At 61.7% G+C, this 19,698-nt stretch carries 19 protein-coding genes; 15 read left to right on the forward strand and 4 right to left on the reverse strand.

What is annotated here, in order from left to right; all coding sequences use genetic code 11:
• Positions 1-165: 165 nt before the first annotated feature.
• The 4 genes from ACP148_RS00490 (at position 166) to ACP148_RS00505 (ending at position 8,632) form a co-directional block, all read left to right on the forward strand.
• A complete protein-coding gene (locus ACP148_RS00490) occupies positions 166-4,491 on the forward strand; it encodes a strawberry notch-like NTP hydrolase domain-containing protein (RefSeq protein ID WP_421950109.1) in 4,326 nt (1,441 codons plus the stop codon).
• Positions 4,491-5,528, forward strand: coding sequence for a DUF7146 domain-containing protein (locus ACP148_RS00495; protein WP_421950108.1), 1,038 nt, complete (start codon positions 4,491-4,493; stop codon positions 5,526-5,528). Before ACP148_RS00490 ends, ACP148_RS00495 begins: the two co-directional genes overlap by 1 nt.
• A gap of 307 nt (positions 5,529-5,835) precedes the next feature.
• Entirely contained in the window at positions 5,836-6,774 is a 939-nt protein-coding gene (locus ACP148_RS00500; RefSeq protein ID WP_421950107.1) for a DUF2493 domain-containing protein, read from the forward strand.
• 547 nt (positions 6,775-7,321) lie between these two features.
• On the forward strand, positions 7,322-8,632 hold the full coding sequence (locus ACP148_RS00505; RefSeq protein WP_421950106.1) for a hypothetical protein: 1,311 nt from the start codon (positions 7,322-7,324) through the stop codon (positions 8,630-8,632).
• A gap of 1 nt (position 8,633) precedes the next feature.
• Here ACP148_RS00505 and ACP148_RS00510 read toward each other — a convergent pair whose 3' ends face one another.
• Genes ACP148_RS00510 through ACP148_RS00520 form a run of 3 tightly spaced genes read right to left on the reverse strand, consistent with a single transcriptional unit; the run spans position 8,634 to position 12,371 of the window.
• Positions 8,634-9,725: a hypothetical protein gene (locus tag ACP148_RS00510; RefSeq protein WP_421950105.1), complete on the reverse strand. Its 1,092-nt coding sequence runs from the start codon at positions 9,723-9,725 to the stop codon at positions 8,634-8,636.
• Positions 9,718-10,362: a hypothetical protein gene (locus ACP148_RS00515; RefSeq protein WP_421950104.1), complete on the reverse strand. Its 645-nt coding sequence runs from the start codon at positions 10,360-10,362 to the stop codon at positions 9,718-9,720. Before ACP148_RS00515 ends, ACP148_RS00510 begins: the two co-directional genes overlap by 8 nt.
• A complete protein-coding gene (locus ACP148_RS00520; protein WP_421950103.1) occupies positions 10,359-12,371 on the reverse strand; it encodes a hypothetical protein in 2,013 nt (670 codons plus the stop codon). Before ACP148_RS00520 ends, ACP148_RS00515 begins: the two co-directional genes overlap by 4 nt.
• A 480-nt stretch (positions 12,372-12,851) precedes the next feature.
• Between ACP148_RS00520 and ACP148_RS00525 the strand changes: the two genes are divergently transcribed.
• The 3 genes from ACP148_RS00525 (at position 12,852) to ACP148_RS00535 (ending at position 14,912) form a co-directional block, all read left to right on the forward strand.
• Positions 12,852-13,268, forward strand: a complete 417-nt coding sequence (locus tag ACP148_RS00525) for a hypothetical protein (RefSeq protein WP_421950102.1) — start codon at positions 12,852-12,854, stop codon at positions 13,266-13,268.
• 646 nt (positions 13,269-13,914) lie between these two features.
• Positions 13,915-14,313, forward strand: coding sequence for a single-stranded DNA-binding protein (locus tag ACP148_RS00530; protein WP_421950101.1), 399 nt, complete (start codon positions 13,915-13,917; stop codon positions 14,311-14,313).
• A gap of 455 nt (positions 14,314-14,768) precedes the next feature.
• Positions 14,769-14,912 (forward strand): hypothetical protein, encoded by a 144-nt coding sequence (locus ACP148_RS00535; RefSeq protein WP_421950100.1) that lies wholly within the window; start codon positions 14,769-14,771, stop codon positions 14,910-14,912.
• A gap of 34 nt (positions 14,913-14,946) precedes the next feature.
• Here ACP148_RS00535 and ACP148_RS00540 read toward each other — a convergent pair whose 3' ends face one another.
• A complete protein-coding gene (locus tag ACP148_RS00540) occupies positions 14,947-15,174 on the reverse strand; it encodes a helix-turn-helix domain-containing protein (RefSeq protein WP_421950153.1) in 228 nt (75 codons plus the stop codon).
• Between the two features lie 316 nt (positions 15,175-15,490).
• On the opposite strand from ACP148_RS00540, the gene ACP148_RS00545 reads away from it, so the two are divergent.
• From ACP148_RS00545 to ACP148_RS00580, 8 genes are all read left to right on the forward strand, one after another.
• Positions 15,491-15,775, forward strand: coding sequence for a DUF2285 domain-containing protein (locus ACP148_RS00545; RefSeq protein ID WP_421950099.1), 285 nt, complete (start codon positions 15,491-15,493; stop codon positions 15,773-15,775).
• A 162-nt stretch (positions 15,776-15,937) separates the two neighbouring features.
• The gene (locus tag ACP148_RS00550) at positions 15,938-16,255 is read left to right on the forward strand and encodes a transcriptional regulator domain-containing protein (protein WP_425033612.1); all 318 of its coding nucleotides are present in this window, start codon (positions 15,938-15,940) and stop codon (positions 16,253-16,255) included.
• A complete protein-coding gene (locus ACP148_RS00555; RefSeq protein ID WP_421950097.1) occupies positions 16,188-16,724 on the forward strand; it encodes a DUF2285 domain-containing protein in 537 nt (178 codons plus the stop codon). The genes ACP148_RS00550 and ACP148_RS00555 overlap by 68 nt, the downstream gene beginning before the upstream one ends.
• A 161-nt stretch (positions 16,725-16,885) precedes the next feature.
• Positions 16,886-17,116: a helix-turn-helix transcriptional regulator gene (locus ACP148_RS00560; RefSeq protein WP_421950096.1), complete on the forward strand. Its 231-nt coding sequence runs from the start codon at positions 16,886-16,888 to the stop codon at positions 17,114-17,116.
• Between the two features lie 15 nt (positions 17,117-17,131).
• A complete protein-coding gene (locus tag ACP148_RS00565; protein ID WP_421950095.1) occupies positions 17,132-17,968 on the forward strand; it encodes a replication initiator protein A in 837 nt (278 codons plus the stop codon).
• A 271-nt stretch (positions 17,969-18,239) separates the two neighbouring features.
• Positions 18,240-18,707, forward strand: a complete 468-nt coding sequence (locus ACP148_RS00570) for a DUF2840 domain-containing protein (protein ID WP_421950094.1) — start codon at positions 18,240-18,242, stop codon at positions 18,705-18,707.
• Positions 18,704-19,249 carry a S26 family signal peptidase gene (locus tag ACP148_RS00575; protein WP_421950093.1) on the forward strand — a complete coding sequence of 182 codons (546 nt, stop codon included), beginning with the start codon at positions 18,704-18,706 and terminating at the stop codon, positions 19,247-19,249. Before ACP148_RS00570 ends, ACP148_RS00575 begins: the two co-directional genes overlap by 4 nt.
• Before the next feature lie 35 nt (positions 19,250-19,284).
• Positions 19,285-19,614 carry a DUF736 domain-containing protein gene (locus tag ACP148_RS00580; RefSeq protein WP_421950092.1) on the forward strand — a complete coding sequence of 110 codons (330 nt, stop codon included), beginning with the start codon at positions 19,285-19,287 and terminating at the stop codon, positions 19,612-19,614.
• Positions 19,615-19,698: the final 84 nt, after the last annotated feature.

Consider the following 19,698-nt stretch of genomic DNA (forward strand, 5'->3'; position numbering starts at 1 on the left):
AAGCACGCGATGCTTCGGCGACCGCTTTTGGCCGATAGGCCTTGGCGCCCCTCGCGGCGAGGCAGGATGGAGAGCGAGAGGGTGGCCGGGAAGGGTTCGAGCCGGTGCGGTCGAGAGAGAGCGCCGTGCGGCTCGTGTCCCTCCCGCTCTCCCGAGGATTTCTCCATGTCCATGCCATCGCCGGTCCAGCCCGCTCCATCCGTCGACGCCGCGAGCGCTCGCCCGTCTCTTCCTCCCATCCTCGCTGCCGCGCACCTCATCCTTCCCCATCTCGAGCATGGCCGCCGGGTCGATGCCGTCGCCCTGCGCGCGGCAATGGAGTCGGCCTTTGGCGTCTCCGATGCCTCGGGCGTCTGGGACTGGAAGACGGCCTATGAAGCGTGCGAGGCCGCCACGGTTCTGTTCCTGCGCAAATACGGCAAGGCGCTGCTGCGCAAGGCCGGCTCTCCGGCGCTCGCGCTGCCCATGCTGGAGAAGGTCGTTGCGCTCCTCCCCACCCACACGCGCCGGTCGCAGGAAAGCCAGACCTTCCAGCAATTTTCGACGCCGGTTCCGCTCGGGCTGGCGGTCATGGCCGCCGCTCGTATCACGCCCGCCGATCGCGTGCTGGAACCGTCGGCCGGCACCGGCCTGCTCGCCATTCTCGCCGAGATCGACGGCGGCGCGCTTGTGCTCAACGAGCTGGCCGAAACCCGCGCCGAACTCCTCTCAGCCCTGTTTCCCGATCTGGGGGTCACCCGGTTCGACGCCGCCCAGATCGACGATCATCTCGACCCCGCGATCGTCCCGAGCGTCATCATAATGAATCCGCCGTTTTCCGTGATGGCGAATGTCGCCGGCCGGATGGCGGACGCCGCTTTCCGGCATATCTCATCCGCCCTTGCCCGGTTGGCCGATGGCGGCCGGCTGGTCGCAATAACGGGCTCGAATTTCGCGCCGGATGCTCCGGCCTGGCGCGATGCCTACGCCCAGCTACAGGAACCCGGACGCATCCTTTTTTCCTGCGCCGTCGACGGCTCGATCTATGCGCGGCATGGAACGACCTATTCGCCGCGTCTGACCGTCATCGACAAGCTGCCCGCCGAGGACCGCACGCGCTTTCCGTCTTCGCCCGGCATTGCCCCGGACGCGGCCACGCTCATGGCCTGGATCGGCGAGCATGTGCCGCCGCGCCTGCCGGTTTCCCCCTCGATCGCAGTTCGGCCGGCTCCGGCGCCCCGGAGCCTTCGCGGCTATGTGGCGCGTCCCAGGCGCACCCCCTCGGCGGCCGCTCCGCTGGCCGAGCCTCAAGCCCAGGACCTCGATTTCGAGATCCGCGAATGGACGGCATCCGAGGATGCGCATCTCTCGGACGCGATCTATGAGGAATACGCCCTCCAATCGCTCGCCATTCCCGGCGCGAAGCCGCATCCGACCAAGCTCGTGCAGTCGGCGGCCATGGCGTCGGTGGCGCCACCCAAGCCCGCCTACCGGCCGACGCTTCCGCCCACCATCGTCTCGAAGGGGCTGCTGTCGGACGCCCAGCTCGAAACCGTGATTTACGCCGGCGAGGCCCATGCCGAGCATCTTGCCGGGTTCTGGACCGTGGACGAAACCTTCGATGTCGTCTCGGCCGCGCCCGAGGATGCCGGCAAAACCGTGCGCTTCCGCCGGGGCTTCATGTTCGGTGACGGCACCGGGGTGGGCAAGGGCAGACAGGTAGCCGGTGTCGTCCTCGACAACTGGATGAAGGGGCGGCGTCGCGCGCTCTGGATTTCGAAATCCGAGACGCTGATCGAGGACGCACAACGGGATTGGTCGGCCCTCGGCATGGAGCGCCTTCTGGTCACGCCGCTGTCCCGCTTCCCGAAAGGAAAGCCGATCGCGCTCAACGAAGGTGTCCTATTTCTTACCTACGCTACGCTCCGCTCTGAAGGCGGCGGAGAAAAGCTTTCCCGCGTCGATCAGATCGTTCAGTGGTTGGGCAGCGAGTTCGACGGAGTGATCGTGTTCGACGAAAGCCACGCCATGTCCAACGCCGCCGGCACCAGAAGCGAGCGCGGAGAACAGGCCGGGTCCCAGCAGGGCCGTGCGGGGCTGCGGCTCCAGCACGCCCTTCCGAACGCGCGTGTCCTTTACGTCTCGGCCACGGGGGCGACGACGGTTCACAATCTGGCCTACGCCGAAAGGTTGGGCCTCTGGGGCGGCGAGGATTTTCCGTTCTCGACGCGGGCGGAGTTCGTCGAGGCCATCGAGGGCGGCGGCGTCGCGGCGATGGAAGTTCTGGCGCGCGATCTGCGCGCGCTCGGCCTCTATACCGCCCGCTCGCTGTCCTATGATGGCGTCGAATACGAGATGCTCGAGCACGAGCTGACGCCCGAGCAGGTCCGCATCTACGACGCCTATGCGGGGGCGTTTTCGATCATTCACAACAATCTCGACGCTGCCATGCGCGCCGCCAACATCACCGGCAGCACGGGCACCTTGAACCCGCAGGCCAAGTCCGCGGCGAGATCGGCCTTCGAAAGCGCCAAGCAACGCTTCTTCGGCCATCTGCTCACCAGCATGAAAACCCCCACGCTGATCGGCCGCATCCGGCGCGATCTCGAGGAGGGCCATGCTCCCGTCGTCCAGATCGTCTCGACCGGCGAGGCGCTGATGGAAAGGCGACTCGCGGAGCTGCCGACCGAGGAATGGAACGATGTGCGGGTCGACATCACGCCGCGCGAATATGTCCTGGACTACCTTGCCCATTCCTTCCCGGTCCAGCTCTACGAGCCGTTCACCGATTCCGAGGGGAGGCTGTTGTCCCGCCCGGTCACGCGCGACGGCCAGCCGGTGGAAAGCCGCGAGGCCATTTCCCGGCGCGACGAGCTCATCGCTCATCTCGCGAGCCTTCCCCCCGTACCGGGCGCTCTCGACCAGATCGTCCAGACCTTCGGCACGGACGTCACGGCGGAGGTCACCGGCCGCTCTCGCCGCATCGTGCGCAAGAACGACCGCCTAATCGTCGAATCCCGCGCGGGCAGCGCAAATCTCGCGGAAACCCAGGCGTTCATGGATGACGTCAAACGCATCCTGATCTTCTCGGATGCCGGGGGCACCGGGCGCAGCTACCATGCCGAGCTTTCGGCGCGGAACACGCGGCTGCGCAAGCATTACCTGCTCGAACCCGGTTGGCGGGCCGACAACGCCATCCAGGGGCTCGGCCGCACCAACCGGACCAGCCAGAAGCAGCCGCCGCTCTTCTGCCCGATCGCGACCAATGTCAGGGCCGAAAAGCGCTTCCTCTCCACCATCGCGCGGCGGCTCGACACCTTGGGCGCCATCACGCGTGGACAGAGACAGACCGGCGGCCAGGGCCTTTTCCGCCCCGAGGACAATCTTGAATCGCCCTATGCCCGAGATGCCTTGAGGCAACTCTATCTCCTGCTGGTGCGCGGCAAGGTCGAGGGCTGCTCACTTCATCGCTTCGAAAGCACCACCGGCCTCAAGCTCATGGACGAAAACGGGATAAAGGACGAACTGCCGCCGATAACGACCTTCCTCAACCGACTTCTCGCCCTGACCATCGAGCTTCAGGATATTCTGTTCGCCGCCTTCGAGGGTCTGCTTGCCGCGCGCGTCGAGGGGGCCATCACGTCGGGCACATACGATATGGGGCTCGAAACGTTGCAGGCGGCGAGCTTCATCGTCACCGAGCGCCAGACGATCTACACCCATCCGGGCACCGGCGCTGAGACGGGCCTGCTGACGATCGCGCAGTGCAAGCGCAACCAACCCGTCGCGCTCGACGCCGCGCTCGACCATCTGGCCGACCCGCGTGGAATGCTGATGCTCAACGAGCGGTCGGGCCGTGCGGCCGTCCAGATCCCCACCACCAGCGTCGTGCTCGACGATGGCGAAATCGAGCGCAGGGTGCGCCTGGTCCGTCCGACCGAGGCTCAGAATGTCCCCGTCAGGACGATGCCGGACACCCATTGGAAGGAAGCCGAGCACGCCGATTTTGCCGCCGCGTGGTCGGCCGAGCTAGCGGAAGTGCCCGAGTTCACCGAATCCACCATCCATATCGTCTCGGGCTTGCTGTTGCCGATCTGGAAGAGGTTGCCGGCCAACGAGGGTACGCGGGTCTATCGTCTCCAGGCCGACTCGGGTGAGCGTATCATCGGCCGTCGCGTCTCGCCCGCCTGGGCGGCCAACGCGGTCGCAACCGGATCGCTGTCGCTGTCGGCCGATGCCGCTTTCGCCGCGCTCATGGACGACAGGACCGTCATTGATCTCGAAGAAGGGCTCCAGCTTCGCTGCGTCCGCGTCATGGGTGGGCAACGGATCGAATTGTCCGGCTTCACCGACACCATGCGGCAGCGTCTCAGCAGCTATGGGCTCTTCCACGAAATCATTTCCTGGAAGCTCAGGATGTTCGTGCCGACGGACGCCAGGGGCGTCGAGGTTCTCGGCCGCGTGCTCGACCGCTGGGCCATCGAGCGCGTTTCCGAGCGCGAGGCGGCGTGATGACTCGCCACAATGCCGCCGACCTCGCTATCCGTCTCGGCCGAAAGGCCGAGGCGGTTTGCCGTCACTATCTTCCGGCCGGACGCCGCTTCGGACGTTATTGGTTGGTGGGCGATGTGCGCAACGCCCCCGGACGCTCGATGTTCGTCCGCCTTGCCGGACCCGATACCGGCAAGGGCGCCGCCGGAAAGTGGACCGACGCGGCAACCGGGGAGCATGGCGACCTGCTCGACGTGATCCGGGAATCGCTGGGCCTTGCCGAATTCAGGGATGTCACCGAGGAAGCCCGCTCGTTCCTGTCCCTGCCGCATCCCGAGCCAATCCCGCGCTCACTGCCACGATCCGGCCCAGCCAATTCCAGGCGCTCCGCAAGACGTCTGCTCGCCATCTCGCAACCCTTTCGGGGCACGCTCGCCGAAATCTATCTGCGCGGTCGCGGCATCACCGCTTTCGCAGACACCGAGGCCCTGCATTTCCATCCGCGCTGCTACTATCGTCCCGCCGATGACGGCCCAACCCTGACCATACCAGCGATGGTCGCCGCCGTGACCGATCTTGACGGACGAACCACGGGCGCGCATCGGACCTGGCTCAACCCGGACGGCTCGGACAAAGCGGATGTCGACTATCCCCGCCGCGCGATGGGCGATCTTCTCGGCAATGGCGTGCGCTTCGCGGCCGCTGCCGAGGTGATGGCGGCCGGAGAGGGAATCGAAACCGTACTGTCCGCGCGCTCGGGATTGCCCTTCATGCCGATGGTCGCGGCACTCTCGGCGGCGCACCTCGCTGCCGTCCAGTTCCCGACGGCGCTGCGGCGGCTCTATATCCTGTCTGACCGCGATCCGGCCGGAAACCGCGCGCGGGACGTGCTTGTGTCCCGAGCGGCGAGCGCCGGGATCGAGGCGGTTGGCCTTTCGCCCCTTGGCGGGGACTTCAACGACGATCTGCGCGGTCATGGCCTCGACATGCTTTGCACGGCCTTGCGGTCCGGGCTTCGCCCCGAGGACGCCACCCGCTTCCTAATCGGCAGGCCATAATTCGGACGGGATACGCATCGGGATATCGCCGTCGCCGTGGTCACATCGCCGGGCGCTCCATCTTCGGCAAGAGCCGCGACCGGCCTTCGAAGGAGCGAGCGGCCCACAAACGGGACGGGCAGGCAATGGCCGCGCTTGCGGCTATTTTCCGCCGGCCGGCGAGCCGGCCTTTGCACCGCGAAACAAAATAGCCGGCGCGGCCATCAAGGCCCTCGCGGGGCGAGGACTGCCAGCCCGTCCCGCCCGTGGGCTTTCGTCGCCACGAAGGCCGCGAGGGTCGCGGTCAGACCGACGAAGGAACACCCCGATGATCCACGACCATGACGACGACGCCGAACCCCGTCACGCCTCTTCCCCGACCGATCATGTCCTTTCCGAACTTCAGCTCTATGGCTGGCGCCCCTATGACGACGAACCCGATCCCAGGCCTTTGCCCGATGGCAATGTCGTCTTTTCCTCTCTGGTCGATGTCTTCGACGCCCTCGTGGCTTCGATGAGCGAAACCCGCCTCGAGCCCGACCTCGAGGAAGTGCTCTGGGGAACCGTCAATCTCTTCCAGCGCGCCGCTGTCCGGATCGAACGCGATCTCGACGATAACGAACAGGCCCAGCGCCGCCTCCAGCGCGAACAGGACGGCAGCGAGGTGAAGTCCGTCGAGCTGGAACGCCGCACGGCCGAAGGGCTGACCCTTATCGAACGCCGGGACGCCATGGAACTCTTCCGCGATCTCGCCGCCGAACAGTTCGAACAGCACATCGGCTCGGCCTGGCGGCCACGGTCCGGTTCGAAGGTCAACCACCGCGCCCTGACCTCGGCGCTGATCGACAGCCGCGATTTCCTCACCGCCAAGCGCTGGGCAGACACCGAGGTCTATTGCCCCGATGGTCCGAAAATCGCCGTCTCGGGCGGCCTCGACTTCAACGATCACCGGCTGATCTGGAGCGTCCTAGACAAAGTGCGCGACAAGTACGCTGACATGGTATTGCTGCACGGCAAGTCGCCAAAGGGCGCCGAACTTATCGCCTCCCGCTGGGCCGATCAGCGCAAGGTGCCGCAGGTCGGCTTTGCCCCGGACTGGACAAAGCACGCCAAGGCCGCCCCCTTCAAGCGCAACGATGCGATCATCGAAACGCTGCCGCGCGGCGTCATTGTCTTCCCCGGCACGGGCATTCAAGACAATCTCGCAGACAAAGCGAGGAAGCTCGGCATCAAGGTCTATGACTTCCGCGATCGAGGCGGCGCATAAGCGCCGCCGTCTTCGCCTTCGCGGTGAGAGCCCGTAAAGCCGAGTAATATCTCAGTTTGAATTTCGGCTCTGGGGTGGCTAGCCGTCTGGCAGCTTCTGGACGGTGGGGTTGGGGAAGCGGCCGTTCGACAGACCCTGCGATTCGACGGCAACCCGCTTCCCGTTTCGGTCATCTAGGTCACCTTCGCGAATGCCGAAAATGCAGTTCCGCGCCCGCCGTGAACAACTTGGGATGATGGGAATCACCCTATCCCAACCGTGTCTGACGGTACTTTTAGCATTGGCCGCCGTTGTGTCGCAGCAGCGCAACCTGTACGTCCCTTCGATTCTTGACTTAAAGTCTTGTGGGTGAAAGCCACACGGCGCCCAACGTGCAGCCCGAGGTCTGCGGGAGTAATGAGAATGGAATTGCTGCTGATCCGGCGAACGGCAGAACAGGGAAATGTGGCGCGAAGCCATAAATACCATCGTAATTACGGAAAATTTAATACTGGACGCTACCCAGTGATAATATCGGGAAAAATACCATCTGCCCAACGGAAATCTGATGACGTCTGAGAGCACAAGTATATCGGCAAAAAGTGGCTCATACGTCCAGTTCAAGACATGGACCGGTGATCGCGCTCTAGCAACAATAGGTACCAACTCAGGGTCGCTGTCGATTCCTTTTCAAGCATGGCGGACATTTAAAGAGGCTTTCGCGCCCGAACTCATACAGCGTGCAGTCGCTGAAACCGGTGGCGCGACTACTATTCTAGACCCGTTCGGAGGATCAGGAACAACAGCGTTAGCGGCGCAGTTTCTTGGGGCGCACCCTACCACATGTGAAGTCAATCCGTTCCTAGCGGATCTGATCGAAGCAAAAATTACTCAGTACGACTTCGACGCACTAGTTTCAACATATGCTGAAGTCCGGCGCTCGGTCGCGAGTCTCGAAGAGACGACCTCCGATCTCGGGGCAAATTTGCCATTGACGTTCGTTGAGCCAGGAGTGAAAGGGAATTTCCTCTTCTGGAAGGACGTTGCGCGGCGTTTGCTGGCGTACCGGGCCGCTATCAATTCGATACAGGACGAAACATGCCGTCGACTGTTTCGAGTTCTGTTAGCTGGCCTTGCAGTTTCGGTGAGCAACTGCGTTGTATCAGGCAAGGGCCGCCGTTATCGCAGAAACTGGCAGGATCGGAGAGTGTCTCCGGTCCGGGTGGATGAGGCTTTCGAGGCCGCTGCAATTGGCGCCATCAAGGATATCAGACGCTTCCAAGCGAGGATGTGTCGCGACTATACTCTGCTGCGAGGTGACGCTAGGACCAGCTTGAAACAGGTCGGCGAGCAAGATCTCAGCATATTTTCTCCACCCTATCCAAATTCTTTCGACTACACTGACGTGTACAACATCGAGCTTTGGATCGGAGGTTATCTCGCTACGGCTGATGACAATCGGACGCTCAGAGCGGCGACGCTCCGAAGCCATGTACAAATACACCGTGACATGTCGATATCATCGCGTATGCCTTCACCGTTGCTGAAAGAGTCAGTTGAGAGACTGCTAGCTGTACAGGGGAAGCTTTGGAACAAACGAATACCTAACATGATCGAGGCATACTTCGATGACATGTCAGGTATTTTGAAGGTGGTTCGGGAGAAGCTCAGACCGACCGGTCGCCTTTACATGGTAGTTGGAGACAGCCGCTACGCCAACATCGATGTTCCAGTTGCGAACATTTTGTGCGAACTGACTGCCGAACTGGGATTTCACGTCATCTCCGCGGAGCCATTCCGTTCTATGAGAGCATCCCCGCAGCAAGGGGGCCAGTCGGAGCTCGCCGAAACGCTGCTGGTTTGGGGGGTCGAAGGCTAGTCTAGTTTACACCAGCTTCAGCGGCCGCAAACTCCTCCTGGGCGTCCTCCGAACTCCCGTACAAGGGGAATACGAACGCATCCACACGGTCGTCCTGGAAGTACCGTTGTCTCGCCATTACGCAAAGCCCGAGATTGAGGATATCATTCTTGTCTTTCCGCATGTCGAAGCATCCCAAAACCGAATACTTCGCCTGTTTCACTTCGCGATAGGATTTCGCTTGGCGCATTCCTTTGAGCACAGCGCGCACGTTCTTCGTTTCTGAGAAGGCAGCGCCCCCGTTTGACTTCGATTTGAGGGCCTTCAACTCGATAACGGCGGGGTACAGCGGTGACTCATTGGTAGGCGAAGGGTTCGTTATGACGATGTCGATGCGACCCAATGGGATGATTTGCTCGGTGTCCACCAGAAGCGGCCGGAAATTCGATTTCAGCTGCGCAGCCACGACCCACTGTATATGGCGTTCGGCCTCAGCCCCAGGTTCATAGCCAGGCCCATCGGCCCAAAAACCTGGTGGCCCAACCTGTGGGGTCAACAGGCTGTTTCTTCGTATATCCTCAAGAACGTCAAAAATGTCCTTGATTGTTACCGTTCGACTTTGCGCGGGAAGGTGGAGATTGATCGGCGCGACTTCTGATATCCCGCCTTCGTGGTAGCAACTCAAAGCGCGCTGTTCTGGATAAATGATGGCGATCGGGAGATGTCCAAAGCCGGCGCTCTCGAGAAGATCAATGGCCGAATCGACGGATCCTTCTGGAAGGACAATCGACCAGCCACTTGTGCCGTGCGGAGCAGTGAAAATCAGCTTGCCCTCCCAGTCAGAGGGATTTCGCAAATTGATGTCGACTATGCGTGATGCGGCGGCGTTTACTGACCGGGCGTCTTGGCGCGCTGATCTCTCAGACAGGACGAAAACTGTGGGAGAGGCGCCGGCCCCCTCAGCGCGATCCATCGATTCCAGTGCAGCCCTCCGAAGGTTGTCGAAGAACCGCAAAGTTGGATTCTCCTCCGTGGTTGAGGCCGAAAGCCCCGCCACTCCACCTTCTCGATACGCCGCTTCAGCAATGAGCTGCGCAATATCTAGTTCATCCATTCGCGCGACGACCCAAATAATTTGCGTACATGTAGAGGCGACGCGCCGGCGTGAGTTTGCTGCCCGGAAACACCTGATCGAATGAGGCGACTGCCCGTTCGGTTCTGCTGGTACCAACGATACTGTCAAGCTCAAGATAATCCTCCAAGTCGGAGGCGCTGCGTTCATAGGCAAGATCATGACTTGCAGCTTGAGCTATCTCATCGTCTGGGAGCGAGGCGAGTGCCTCCGCCAATGCATCAAGAAACTTCTGCTCCGCCGCGGAATCTTGATCGTCGCCTAGCTCGTTCGTGATCGGTTGCAGGTGCGGAGATGCGAAGCGCAATGCATACGATGCAGAAAATCTTGCGTCGCCGCCGTCCTCAACTGTGTAAGACAGCTCGCTCGGCTCCACGAGACCCATCCCTACGAGGAGATCAAGCTGCAACTGCAGGTCAGGGTAATAAGGCGGACGACCTGTGCGACCTATGCGATCTTCAAATGGTCTCAAATTCCATACCGGGCTCAGTATGTCGGCGAGATACGCGAACGCATGCAGCTTCTCCAGCGAGATTGGGGCTAATGCCGCTTGCTCCGCCGATGCGAGCAATTGAAGTAGGCGAACTCGGTGTTTGATCTGGTCAAGCGTTTCGGTCACGTGTCAAAACCCCGCAACCCGCGCTCCAAGAATGACGAGTATTCTGCATGATGCCTGCGGAGTGCGGCGTTGGGCGCAGCTGTCTTTAGCAAATTGAGAATGCGAGAGCGCCGTTCACCGATCACCGCCTCGTCGTCGGTAGCGGGGCCGACCAGCGCGGGAATCATTACTGAGCTCGTGAGATTCGATGTCACGACGATGCTGCGCCCGTCGCATGCAAAGGACCGCAGCATCTCGGCGGCTCTTGCCATGAATATCACGTCAAGGCTGGCTTCGGGTGTTTCAATGACCATCGACATTGCCCCGTCAATCGCTGCAACCTCTGAAAGAGCCATGCGATAGGCAAGATCTATGAACTCACGTTGGGACTCGGACACATCGTCTGGCGAGCTCCTAACCTGCTGCCCCTCAAATGCGGCCGCAGTCATTTCGAAACGCAGAGAAGGATACTGGAACATGCGACCGCTTTGGCTAGGCCTGTCCGAGATTGTCTTGAACGTGAGGCTGCATCGCTCCTCTAGGAATTTTTCGATGAGGGCCTGGAAGGCCGTGCTTACTTGGGCTGCCGCGTTTTCGATCCGGCCATTAACGGTGGACAACAAGCGTTCATAAATGGCCTCCGCTCCATGTCTCCTCTTCTTCTCATTCTGTTCGCGGTTGCGTAGCTCCTCAATGCTCGAGCGCAGCTTCGCTAACTCGTCAGGATCTGGAGGGAGCTGTTTTCGAAGTGCCTCTACGTCTTTCTTTCGATTGTTTATGTTAGTCGTGATGTCTCCCAGCGCTTTCAGTACACCTGCCCATTCATCACTTGTGTGCTGCTCTTCCTCGGCTAAAGCAGCACGTTGAACGGCCGCCGCCTCTAACCGACCCCGAGCCTCGTCGAAAAGTTCGGTGCTTACGGGAACGCCTAAGCCGACAGCTTTGCGAGGCGAGTCATCGAGGCTCGAGCCACACACGACGCACCGGCCTGCTTCCAAAGCCTCATGCAAATGAGCTTGGGCCGCAGGCGAATGCTGGTCGCAGGCGAGACATCTCCCTTCGGAGTACAGCTGTGTAAGAATGTATTGGGCTGTCTCGGACAGGGTTGGAAAGAGGCTACCTAGCCTTCTGAAACGAATTTCCTCAACCGCTCGTCTAGCCCCGTCTTCAAATAGTTTCGACCGTTCAAGATCACGACGCAGGGCTTTAAGACTACCATCGAGCGCTTCGGCCTGAACTTCTAGTTCAGCAAGTCTCTGAAGATCAGCGTCGAGGAGAGCCTGTTCCGCGGCGAGCCGGGCATCGACACCGGCGTGGCTGACAAGCAGGGCCTCACCGGCTCTAAGGTCCTCTTCAAGCTGGTACACTGATGCAGATATATTTCGTGCACGGCTATCAGCGCTGCTGATCTCTTGCTCCAGCTTCACCCACTCACGAGCTTCATCTGGTGTTGTGAAGAGAATGCGGTAGAACTGCCTTTGCGCTTGGTCGTCCCAGAGGATGTCACGGCGCTCCTCATTGAAGAACGTCAGGTACTTTACTGCCGTAAGGTAGTCGACGAATTGACCAGCGTCAGCCGCCAAGCAGACGCTATTCTGATAATGCGTTTCGTCGTTTCCGATCTGCATCGACTGCCCGTTCATGGACCAAGCCTGAATTCGCAGATTAGCTAATGAGCGACGAACGGAAAACTCAGTGCCACCGATGGCGTAAGTCAACTCTGCCCAAGCGTCTTTGGCCCTGTCAGCAACCCTTTGAGGAAAAAAGCTCGTTCTGGCGGGCCAGTTGATTACGTTTGCCTTCGCAGCGGAACCAAATTTTGCAGAGGCGGAATCCTTTGGGAGCTCATAGGGACCAACCAAAAGTCTGAATAGCATGTTTATAAGCGTCGTTTTCCCGAGCCCGTTAATGCCGGCCAAGATCGAGACGCCATTAGCAAAATCAAATATGATCCCGGGCTGATCAGCAGTACCTGGGTAAAGTCGGTAGTTCTGAACAACAAGCTTCTTAAGAACAGGAAGCCTGTTCATGTAGTTTCCTCCCCCCACCGCGCACTGCTGAGGTCATTCATTCTCCTTTGGGAGAAGGGCGCAATTAGAAAACTATCGGACAACGATATATCTCGTCAACGTAAGGCAAGAGGTAAAATGCTGATCCCACGCGTGGATAAACGGCCCGGAACCGCTACCCCGCAGTGATGGATCGGCAGCGGAACTGTGGCTTGTCGCCGAATCCCCTTTAAACAGGACCGACCGGATAAGGCAGCTTTGCCAAGGGAGGCCCGCCGAATGAACGGCAGGTTTCGGGTAGCGAGCGGATCAGCCGGAGCGACAACAATGGGGTCGATAGCGGAAATTCAAACTGAGACACTGCCCCCGAGCTGATCTCGACATGGCGCTCGCGGAGGAATAGCTTACTCGTGCAGAACCGGCGCAACTGCTTGGTTGCAGGCGAGAACTTACCTTTGGCCGCCTGACGTGATCTTTCGATCCCAGATTTCAGAGGTTGCCATGACGCTCATCCTGCTTGCCATCTCCGCCACGATTGTCCTCGCGGTTCTCGCTTGGAATCTCGCCCTCTATGCGCTCCCTGTCATGGTGGCGACAACGGCTTTCCAGTGGATGTATGGAGCCGATATCGGCTTCTGGACGGCGCTCCTTGTTTCGCTCGGCGCCGCCTTGGTGTCATGGATACTTGTCTTTGCGATCATCGGCTTTGCCAGGAACCCGGCGCTTCGCCTTGCCGCGCTCGCCCTCGTTGCCGTGCCATCTGCCATCGCCGGCTATGCGCTCACCTATGGCGTTGCCAAAGACGCCATCGACTCCGTGCTCCTTCTCAATCTACTCGGTGGGACCAGCGGGCTTGTCGTGGGCATTGCGGCGCTCCTCAATCTGGGCACGGCTGCCGCCGCCGTCTCCTCGCGCTGAGGTTCACGCCGCGCGCATGGAACCGCAAGGTCCACGTCGATCCAGCCGCCGGGACTCGATTGCCACAGCGTCATCGTCTCATTTCGGCGTTTGCGTCATGGTTCGACCCGGCCGCATCCCCCGGACATAATGACCTTCGGGAGCAATCACAACACCGTAGCGGACGAGCGTTTCGACCGTCCGCCTCGGCGTGGTGGATGCGGCTACAAGGTGACCTGCCTTTCCGCTTCCGGCAGCATGGACCCAGCCTGGGCCGTAAACCGTGAGTGCTGCCGTTGCCCTCACCGCAAGTTCCCCCTGCTGCGCCTCGGTTCACCAAGACCTACCCCCGAAATAGTTGCGTGGGCGGACCGAGGAGTTGGTAGCTGATGCCGCGCCACCCGCATTGGGGATAGGTCCTTTCGCCAGCGAAACGATGCGGCTGCTTGTATCTCCGGGCATTCCCGGAAAGATCATTCCCTCCTCCTGACCGATCCCCTAAGTCCGTGCTGTCTCCGCCAGCAACCCCCGCGGAACCGGCCGTGTTGGCGCGTGCCGCGCCTGCCCGCCCCACCCCGGTCCTTAAGGGTTGCCACCGCATCCAGCCGGCCTTTTCCGGGGCTCATCGGAGGGATGGTCCCTCCGGTAGAAGCAACGGAGACTAAAAATGCAGAACATCGTCATTCTCGCCGGCAACATCGGACGCGACCCCGAAACCCGCAACGTGCCTGGCGGCACCAGGGTCACCAACTTCACCCTCGCCACCTCGCGTCCGCGCTATTCGGAGGGCAAGGTCCTCCGCGACGCAGAAGGCCGGAGGGTTCAGGACACCGAATGGCACCGCGTCATCGCCTTCAACGGCCTGGGCAAGACGGTCCAGGACTATTGCCAGAAGGGCATGAAGGTTCTAGTCCGCGGCCGCATCCACTACACCCAGTGGACCGATGCCGAAGGAATCGAGCGCTACGGTGTCGAGATTATCGCCGAGACGGTGGATTTCCTCAGCCGGGGTAAGCAGGCCGAGGCGAACCAGGACAGCAACGACGACGATGACATCCCGTTCTGATCGGGACAATCGAGGCCCGGCGGCTGGACCGCCGGGCTTTTTTTGTTTCCGGGGCTTGGAGTTCGCCTAGAGTGCCGGGGGGTGACCAAGGCTTCTCACGCACACCAGTTCCGGCCCTGTATGCTCTTCTCATCATGCGGATCGGGATTATCGGCCTCTCGGTGGCGGATTTTGAACCGCTTATCGGATCAGGGTCGCGGTCTGAGGGCGTCGCTTGCGAGGCTGGTTCGGCACCTGGTCGCGGAAACCACCCCGCTCTCGATGGGCGACCTTGGTTCAGACGTTTCCTAATAAGATCAACCCATAAAGGGTCCGCTACGCGAGCTTGCGGCCTTTCCGGCTCGTGCCTGCAAGGTGATCGCGGTCACGGCTGAAACATCGGGCGCCTGTCGAGCGGGGAATGGTCCCCGCTTCCAGAGCAGGAGCCGGAAAAGTCCCTTGCAGATGCCAACGCAATGGCCTTCAACCTCGCCCGCACCCTTATGGTGACAATCGTTATCTTCCGCGCCGGGGATGGCGCAATGGGCGTGATGCCTGCCGCCGAATATGACGGCGATGGCGATACCATTGTTCGTGAACTGGGCCCGTTCGCCCTGTAAGGGGCGAACGACCATCATTATTCATCCCGTTCCATCAAGCCTTTTGCGCATCGGCCGGACGCTTGAGCAGATCGGCAGCATCGACATCGAGAACCTCGGCGAGCCGGTCCACCACGTCGATGCTCGCGCCATAGATGCAGCGCTCCAACGAGCTGATGTAGGTACGGTCCACCTCAGCCCGATGCGCCAATTCTTCCTGCGTCAGCCCTCGCGCCTGCCGCAGGGACTTCAGATTCTGCGCGAAGACTTCCCGTATTCCCATCTCCGAAAGGAAGCGTCTTGTCGAGAATTCCACTACGGAGTATTCTCGACAGGCGAAGGAAAATCCGAGGTTTCACCCACAGCAACTCCTTGCCCCGCTGACCATTGCGGATTGACCATGAAGTCTCGACGTTGGTGCCAAGCAGAGTGGGGATGAAAAGCCGGACAAGTTTCGTCACATTATTGTAATTGTTATAGATAGGGCATGGGGGTGTGATAGTTCGAAGCTATTGGCGTGACGTATAAACCCCGTTGTCTATCGGGTTTGCGGGGTGCACTTTGTCACTACGCAAATATGCTGATCTGGGATGCTTTGGATGAAGAGGCCACGGCCAGAACGGGAACCAGAGATCGCGGACGCGCCGGTGCTCTCCGACGAGCTGACCGACTACGACTATCGCCTTCTCTATGTTTATCTCCGCCTGCTCATAGCCGAGGAAAAAGGTGCCGACTGGACGGAAGTCGCGAAAACCGTTCTCAGAATCGATCCAGAGGCTGAGCCCGAGCGCGCCTATCAAGCCTACCAGGCCCATCTGGCTCGCGCGCACTGGATGGTTAGCACTGGCGGTTACGAACTACTGCGTAGCGCCCGTATAGAATAGGCCGAGCCCCTCCCAGTGCGCCTGTCATCGCCGCGACGGTGCGCCACGCCACCAGTGCCCTATGCTGTGATAGGCGACGCTGCCCTATGCCGTTCCACCCTGCCCTTGATAATCGGGCACTTCCCTGCGATCGGCGGACTAGGGGAGGAGGCAATTATGGCAATGGCTGGGGACTGGCGGTCGTCCGCGTCCACGGACTACTTCAAAACGCTCGACCTCGAACACCTCGCGTTCGAGTTCATCTCGCGCGATCCACGCTTCCGGGAGGAGCGCGCAGAGCTCGATCGCAAGGTCAAGAGCGGCCAGATCGACGCCACCGAGGCCATGCGGCGGTTGCGCGAGTCCTGGGGGTTGTCCTTTCGCGGCGCCCGACGCGCCAGTTCTTTGGGAACCGCACCTCCTGCCGAGTGTCGTGCTGATCGGACCGGCACCCCCTGGCTTCCCCGATGTACACGCAATTCCGCCCCAAAGCCTGCCTGATCTCCTCGCCCAATCCTATGACGGTGCCGGCCGCTCCATTGTGCTGCGTGACACCGAGGGCGAACTCCGAATGCGGGTGGAGGCGGATGCAGACGCGACGGGTTGGGCCTTTGTCATTCCGAACGATACCTGGCGGATAGTTCGCCTCAAAGCGTTGATGCGACTTCTGCTCAAGCTGGCCGGTCTGCCGACAGGCGCCCCAACTCCCGAACCGGCCCTAACCCCTTACCGGCTTCATCGTCTTGCCCTCTCGCTGCGCGCACTCGACGGCGAGGAAGAGGGTGCCAGCCGCCGCGAGGTTGGCGCTGTTCTCTTCACCCAGGAAGCGCGAGACATCACCTCCCATGGCTGGAAAAGTTCAGGTCTGCGCAAGAAGGTCGCCCGCCTGATCCGGCTTGGACATGCCATGCGCGACGGCGACTATCGTCATCTCCTTACCCGCTCCTTCCACCGCATTCGCTGGGGTTGATCCGGCCACATCCTCATGCCGGTTCCGGCAAGGGGGGACAAATTTCAAAGGATTTTTCGCCGCAAGGTCGGGACTCCCCCCTGGGCCGAATTCTCCGCCACGCTTGCCGTCGGTCAGCCCCGCTATCCGAAGCTGGGCTGCCAGAGCGACGGAGCCCTATCATGACCGAACCCTTGCCTCCCATTCTCCCGCGCTACCTGCGCACCCCCGACGCGGCGCGTCTGCTTGCCATCTCCCCGCGTACCCTCGAAAAGCACCGCGTCTTCGGCACCGGGCCGGTTTTCCGCAAGCTCGGTGGTCGTGTGGTGTACGCCGTCGCCGATCTTGAAGCCTGGGCCGAGGACGGCGCGCGTCGCTCGACCTCGGATCCCGGTGCCGAACGCAAGCGTTGAGGGCGGCGTCTTTCAATGGCCGTACCTGTCCGCTCCGAGACCGACCAACTCGACCTGTTCCGAGCGCGCTCCGGCGCCATCGCGCCACGCGATGCTCAGGATCTCATGGCCTGGCCGTTCTTCTCGCTCGCCAAGTCCCGGCGCATCGCGCCGATCGACTTCCGTATGGGTGAGGTGGTCATCCGGGTCGAGGCTACGGTCGAGCACGGCATGGCGACCATTTGGGATGCCGATATCCTGATCTGGGCCGCTAGCCAGATCGTCGATGCCCGCGACCGGGGCCTCGCCACGTCACGCCTCATGGTTGCGACCCCATACGAGATTCTCGCCTTCATCGGCCGCGGCGATTCCGCGCTGAGCTACGAGCGCCTCAAAGCCGCGCTCGACCGGCTTCAATCGACCACGATCGTCACCTCCATCCGGCAGATCAGCGAGCGCCGCCGCCACCGCTTCTCCTGGATCAACGAGTGGAAGGAACGGCTCGACGCAAACGGGCGCCCGCTCGGCATCGAACTCATCCTCCCAGACTGGTTTTATGCCGGTGTGCTCGACGAGGCGCTGATCCTCACAATCGACCGAGATTATTTCGCGCTGACGGGCGGCCTCGAACGCTGGCTGTACCGGCTCGCGCGCAAGCACGGCGGTCGGCAGGCGCGCGGCTGGAGCTTCGACGTCACGCACCTCTATCTCAAATCCGGCACGCTCTCGCCGCCCCGCCGCTTCCGCTTCGAGCTGCGCGGCATCGTCCGGCGGCAGCCATTGCCCGGATATCGCCTCCTGTTGTTCATTGGTGCTGACGGCGGAGAGCGGCTTGGCTTCCAACCCGATCGCGGGACGGGAGGCAGGCCATGACCGCGCGCGCCGCCTTGTGGATAACCGTGTGCAAAACTTCGGCGCGGATCCGTACTATCGGGAACGCCCAAGCCCGTACTATCAGGAACGCCCGACCCGTACTATCGGGAACGCTCACACCGCGTAAGGTCGGGATACTAAACGCGGAATCGGCCCCCTCTAACTATCCTAACATCAAGAATCTAACCTTCTTCTTGACCGGGGAAGTGTGTGGATACCGTTCGCCTCCGGCGCGCGGCAGGCTGGGCATGGCGCCGGAAAGGGGGACGCCATGACCGCGCTCCTAACGCATGTCGAGCTCACTTGGATCGAAAAGAAGATCGAGTTCTGGATCAGGTTCGGCCATCCCGCGCACAACCAGCGCCTAGACCGTCACCGCCGCCGCGCGAGCTTCGCCCCCGGCAGCGTCTTTGCCTTCGTCCGCTGGGCGGCCAACGATTACGGTACCATCATCTCGCGTATCGACATCGTCCTCGCCGTCGAACATGGGCAGGTCTATCAAACGCTCCCTTTCGTTCGGCCGGGCGGGGATATCCTGCTCAAGGTCAATGGCTGGCCCAAGGTCGAGCGCGTCCTGAAGACAATCGACGCCGTAGAGGCCATCGGCGTCGATCCGGCCGACGCGGCGACCGACTATTGGCGGTACGCCCACAATCGTATCGCCGCCGGCCTTGAACCGGACGCATACGAGCCTGCGCAGCACCGCGCTTGGCTCAAGCGCCGGGGGATCGCGCCATGACGCGCTTGGGATGGGTGATCACCACGTATCTCGCCAGCGTTGCCATTGGCGCCTCGGCCTTCGTCGATCCGCCGCCGGCGCTGATCTGGAACGCCTCGCCCAGCGTGCCGGTGGGGTTCTTCACCGTGCATCCCGCCGATCATCTGGAGATCGCCGATCTGGTCGCCGTCACGCCGCCCGAAACGCTTGCTGCGTTCCTCGCCGAGCGCGGTTATCTGCCGCGCGGCGTGCCCATGCTCAAGCGCGTCCTCGGCTTGCCCGGTCAGGAGGTTTGCCGCGACGGGCTGACCATCTCCGTCGACGGTATCGAGATGGGCGCGGCGCTGGCGCGCGACGGCGCCGGCCGCGACCTGCTGGCCTGGCGAGGCTGCCGCATTCTCGCCGACGACGAAATCTTCCTGATGAACTGGCAATCCGCCGACAGCCTCGACGGCCGATATTTCGGGCCGCTGCCCGACGCCACGATCATCGGCCGGGCGCTCCCGCTCTGGACCGACGAGGAGGGCGACGGCCGCTACGAATGGCGCCCCCCGACGCGCTGACCGTCTTTTCCACCCAGCCATCAACGGAGGTTCCAATGGCACAAATCGGACAATTCACCCGCACGGAAAGCGGCTTCTCGGGGAGGATACAGACCCCGATACTCGGCGTGGACGTGGTGTTGGTGCCGCTCGAGCGCGGCGGCAACGAGAAGGCGCCAGACTACCGCATCCATGTCACCGATGCGGCCGGTGCCGAGATCGGTGCCGGCTGGACGAGGGTGGGCGAGAAGGCCGGGGAATATGTCGCCGTGCTGATCGACGGCCTCGCCTTTGCGCAGCCCGTGCATGCCAATCTCTTCCGCTCCGGGGACGCCGCCTATACCTTGCAATGGTCGCGCCCGTCGCGGCGCGACGCGAGGGCGTGATCCCATGCGGAACCGCCCTTTCGGTCCAATCCCTTTGTTCGATCGTCAGCCGGTCAATCCCTCCGTCCCGATCGGCTACCATGC

It is taken from the genome of Pelagibacterium sp. (genome assembly GCF_965249125.1).
Taxonomy (GTDB): domain Bacteria; phylum Pseudomonadota; class Alphaproteobacteria; order Rhizobiales; family Devosiaceae; genus Pelagibacterium.

What these genes read in the sequence shown, in the direction of transcription:
- ACP148_RS00570 (WP_421950094.1), top strand. Translation starts at nt 18,240, where the DNA reads ATGACCGCGCTCCTAACGCATGTCGAGCTCACTTGGATCGAAAAGAAG.
- ACP148_RS00565 (WP_421950095.1), top strand. Translation starts at nt 17,132, where the DNA reads ATGGCCGTACCTGTCCGCTCCGAGACCGACCAACTCGACCTGTTCCGA.
- ACP148_RS00500 (WP_421950107.1), top strand. Translation starts at nt 5,836, where the DNA reads ATGATCCACGACCATGACGACGACGCCGAACCCCGTCACGCCTCTTCC.
- ACP148_RS00520 (WP_421950103.1), bottom strand. Translation starts at nt 12,371, where the DNA reads ATGAACAGGCTTCCTGTTCTTAAGAAGCTTGTTGTTCAGAACTACCGA.
- ACP148_RS00510 (WP_421950105.1), bottom strand. Translation starts at nt 9,725, where the DNA reads ATGGATGAACTAGATATTGCGCAGCTCATTGCTGAAGCGGCGTATCGA.
- ACP148_RS00505 (WP_421950106.1), top strand. Translation starts at nt 7,322, where the DNA reads ATGACGTCTGAGAGCACAAGTATATCGGCAAAAAGTGGCTCATACGTC.
- ACP148_RS00545 (WP_421950099.1), top strand. Translation starts at nt 15,491, where the DNA reads ATGAAGAGGCCACGGCCAGAACGGGAACCAGAGATCGCGGACGCGCCG.
- ACP148_RS00525 (WP_421950102.1), top strand. Translation starts at nt 12,852, where the DNA reads ATGACGCTCATCCTGCTTGCCATCTCCGCCACGATTGTCCTCGCGGTT.
- ACP148_RS00580 (WP_421950092.1), top strand. Translation starts at nt 19,285, where the DNA reads ATGGCACAAATCGGACAATTCACCCGCACGGAAAGCGGCTTCTCGGGG.
- ACP148_RS00540 (WP_421950153.1), bottom strand. Translation starts at nt 15,174, where the DNA reads ATGGGAATACGGGAAGTCTTCGCGCAGAATCTGAAGTCCCTGCGGCAG.
- ACP148_RS00535 (WP_421950100.1), top strand. Translation starts at nt 14,769, where the DNA reads ATGGCCTTCAACCTCGCCCGCACCCTTATGGTGACAATCGTTATCTTC.
- ACP148_RS00560 (WP_421950096.1), top strand. Translation starts at nt 16,886, where the DNA reads ATGACCGAACCCTTGCCTCCCATTCTCCCGCGCTACCTGCGCACCCCC.
- ACP148_RS00550 (WP_425033612.1), top strand. Translation starts at nt 15,938, where the DNA reads ATGGCTGGGGACTGGCGGTCGTCCGCGTCCACGGACTACTTCAAAACG.
- ACP148_RS00530 (WP_421950101.1), top strand. Translation starts at nt 13,915, where the DNA reads ATGCAGAACATCGTCATTCTCGCCGGCAACATCGGACGCGACCCCGAA.
- ACP148_RS00495 (WP_421950108.1), top strand. Translation starts at nt 4,491, where the DNA reads ATGACTCGCCACAATGCCGCCGACCTCGCTATCCGTCTCGGCCGAAAG.
- ACP148_RS00490 (WP_421950109.1), top strand. Translation starts at nt 166, where the DNA reads ATGTCCATGCCATCGCCGGTCCAGCCCGCTCCATCCGTCGACGCCGCG.
- ACP148_RS00575 (WP_421950093.1), top strand. Translation starts at nt 18,704, where the DNA reads ATGACGCGCTTGGGATGGGTGATCACCACGTATCTCGCCAGCGTTGCC.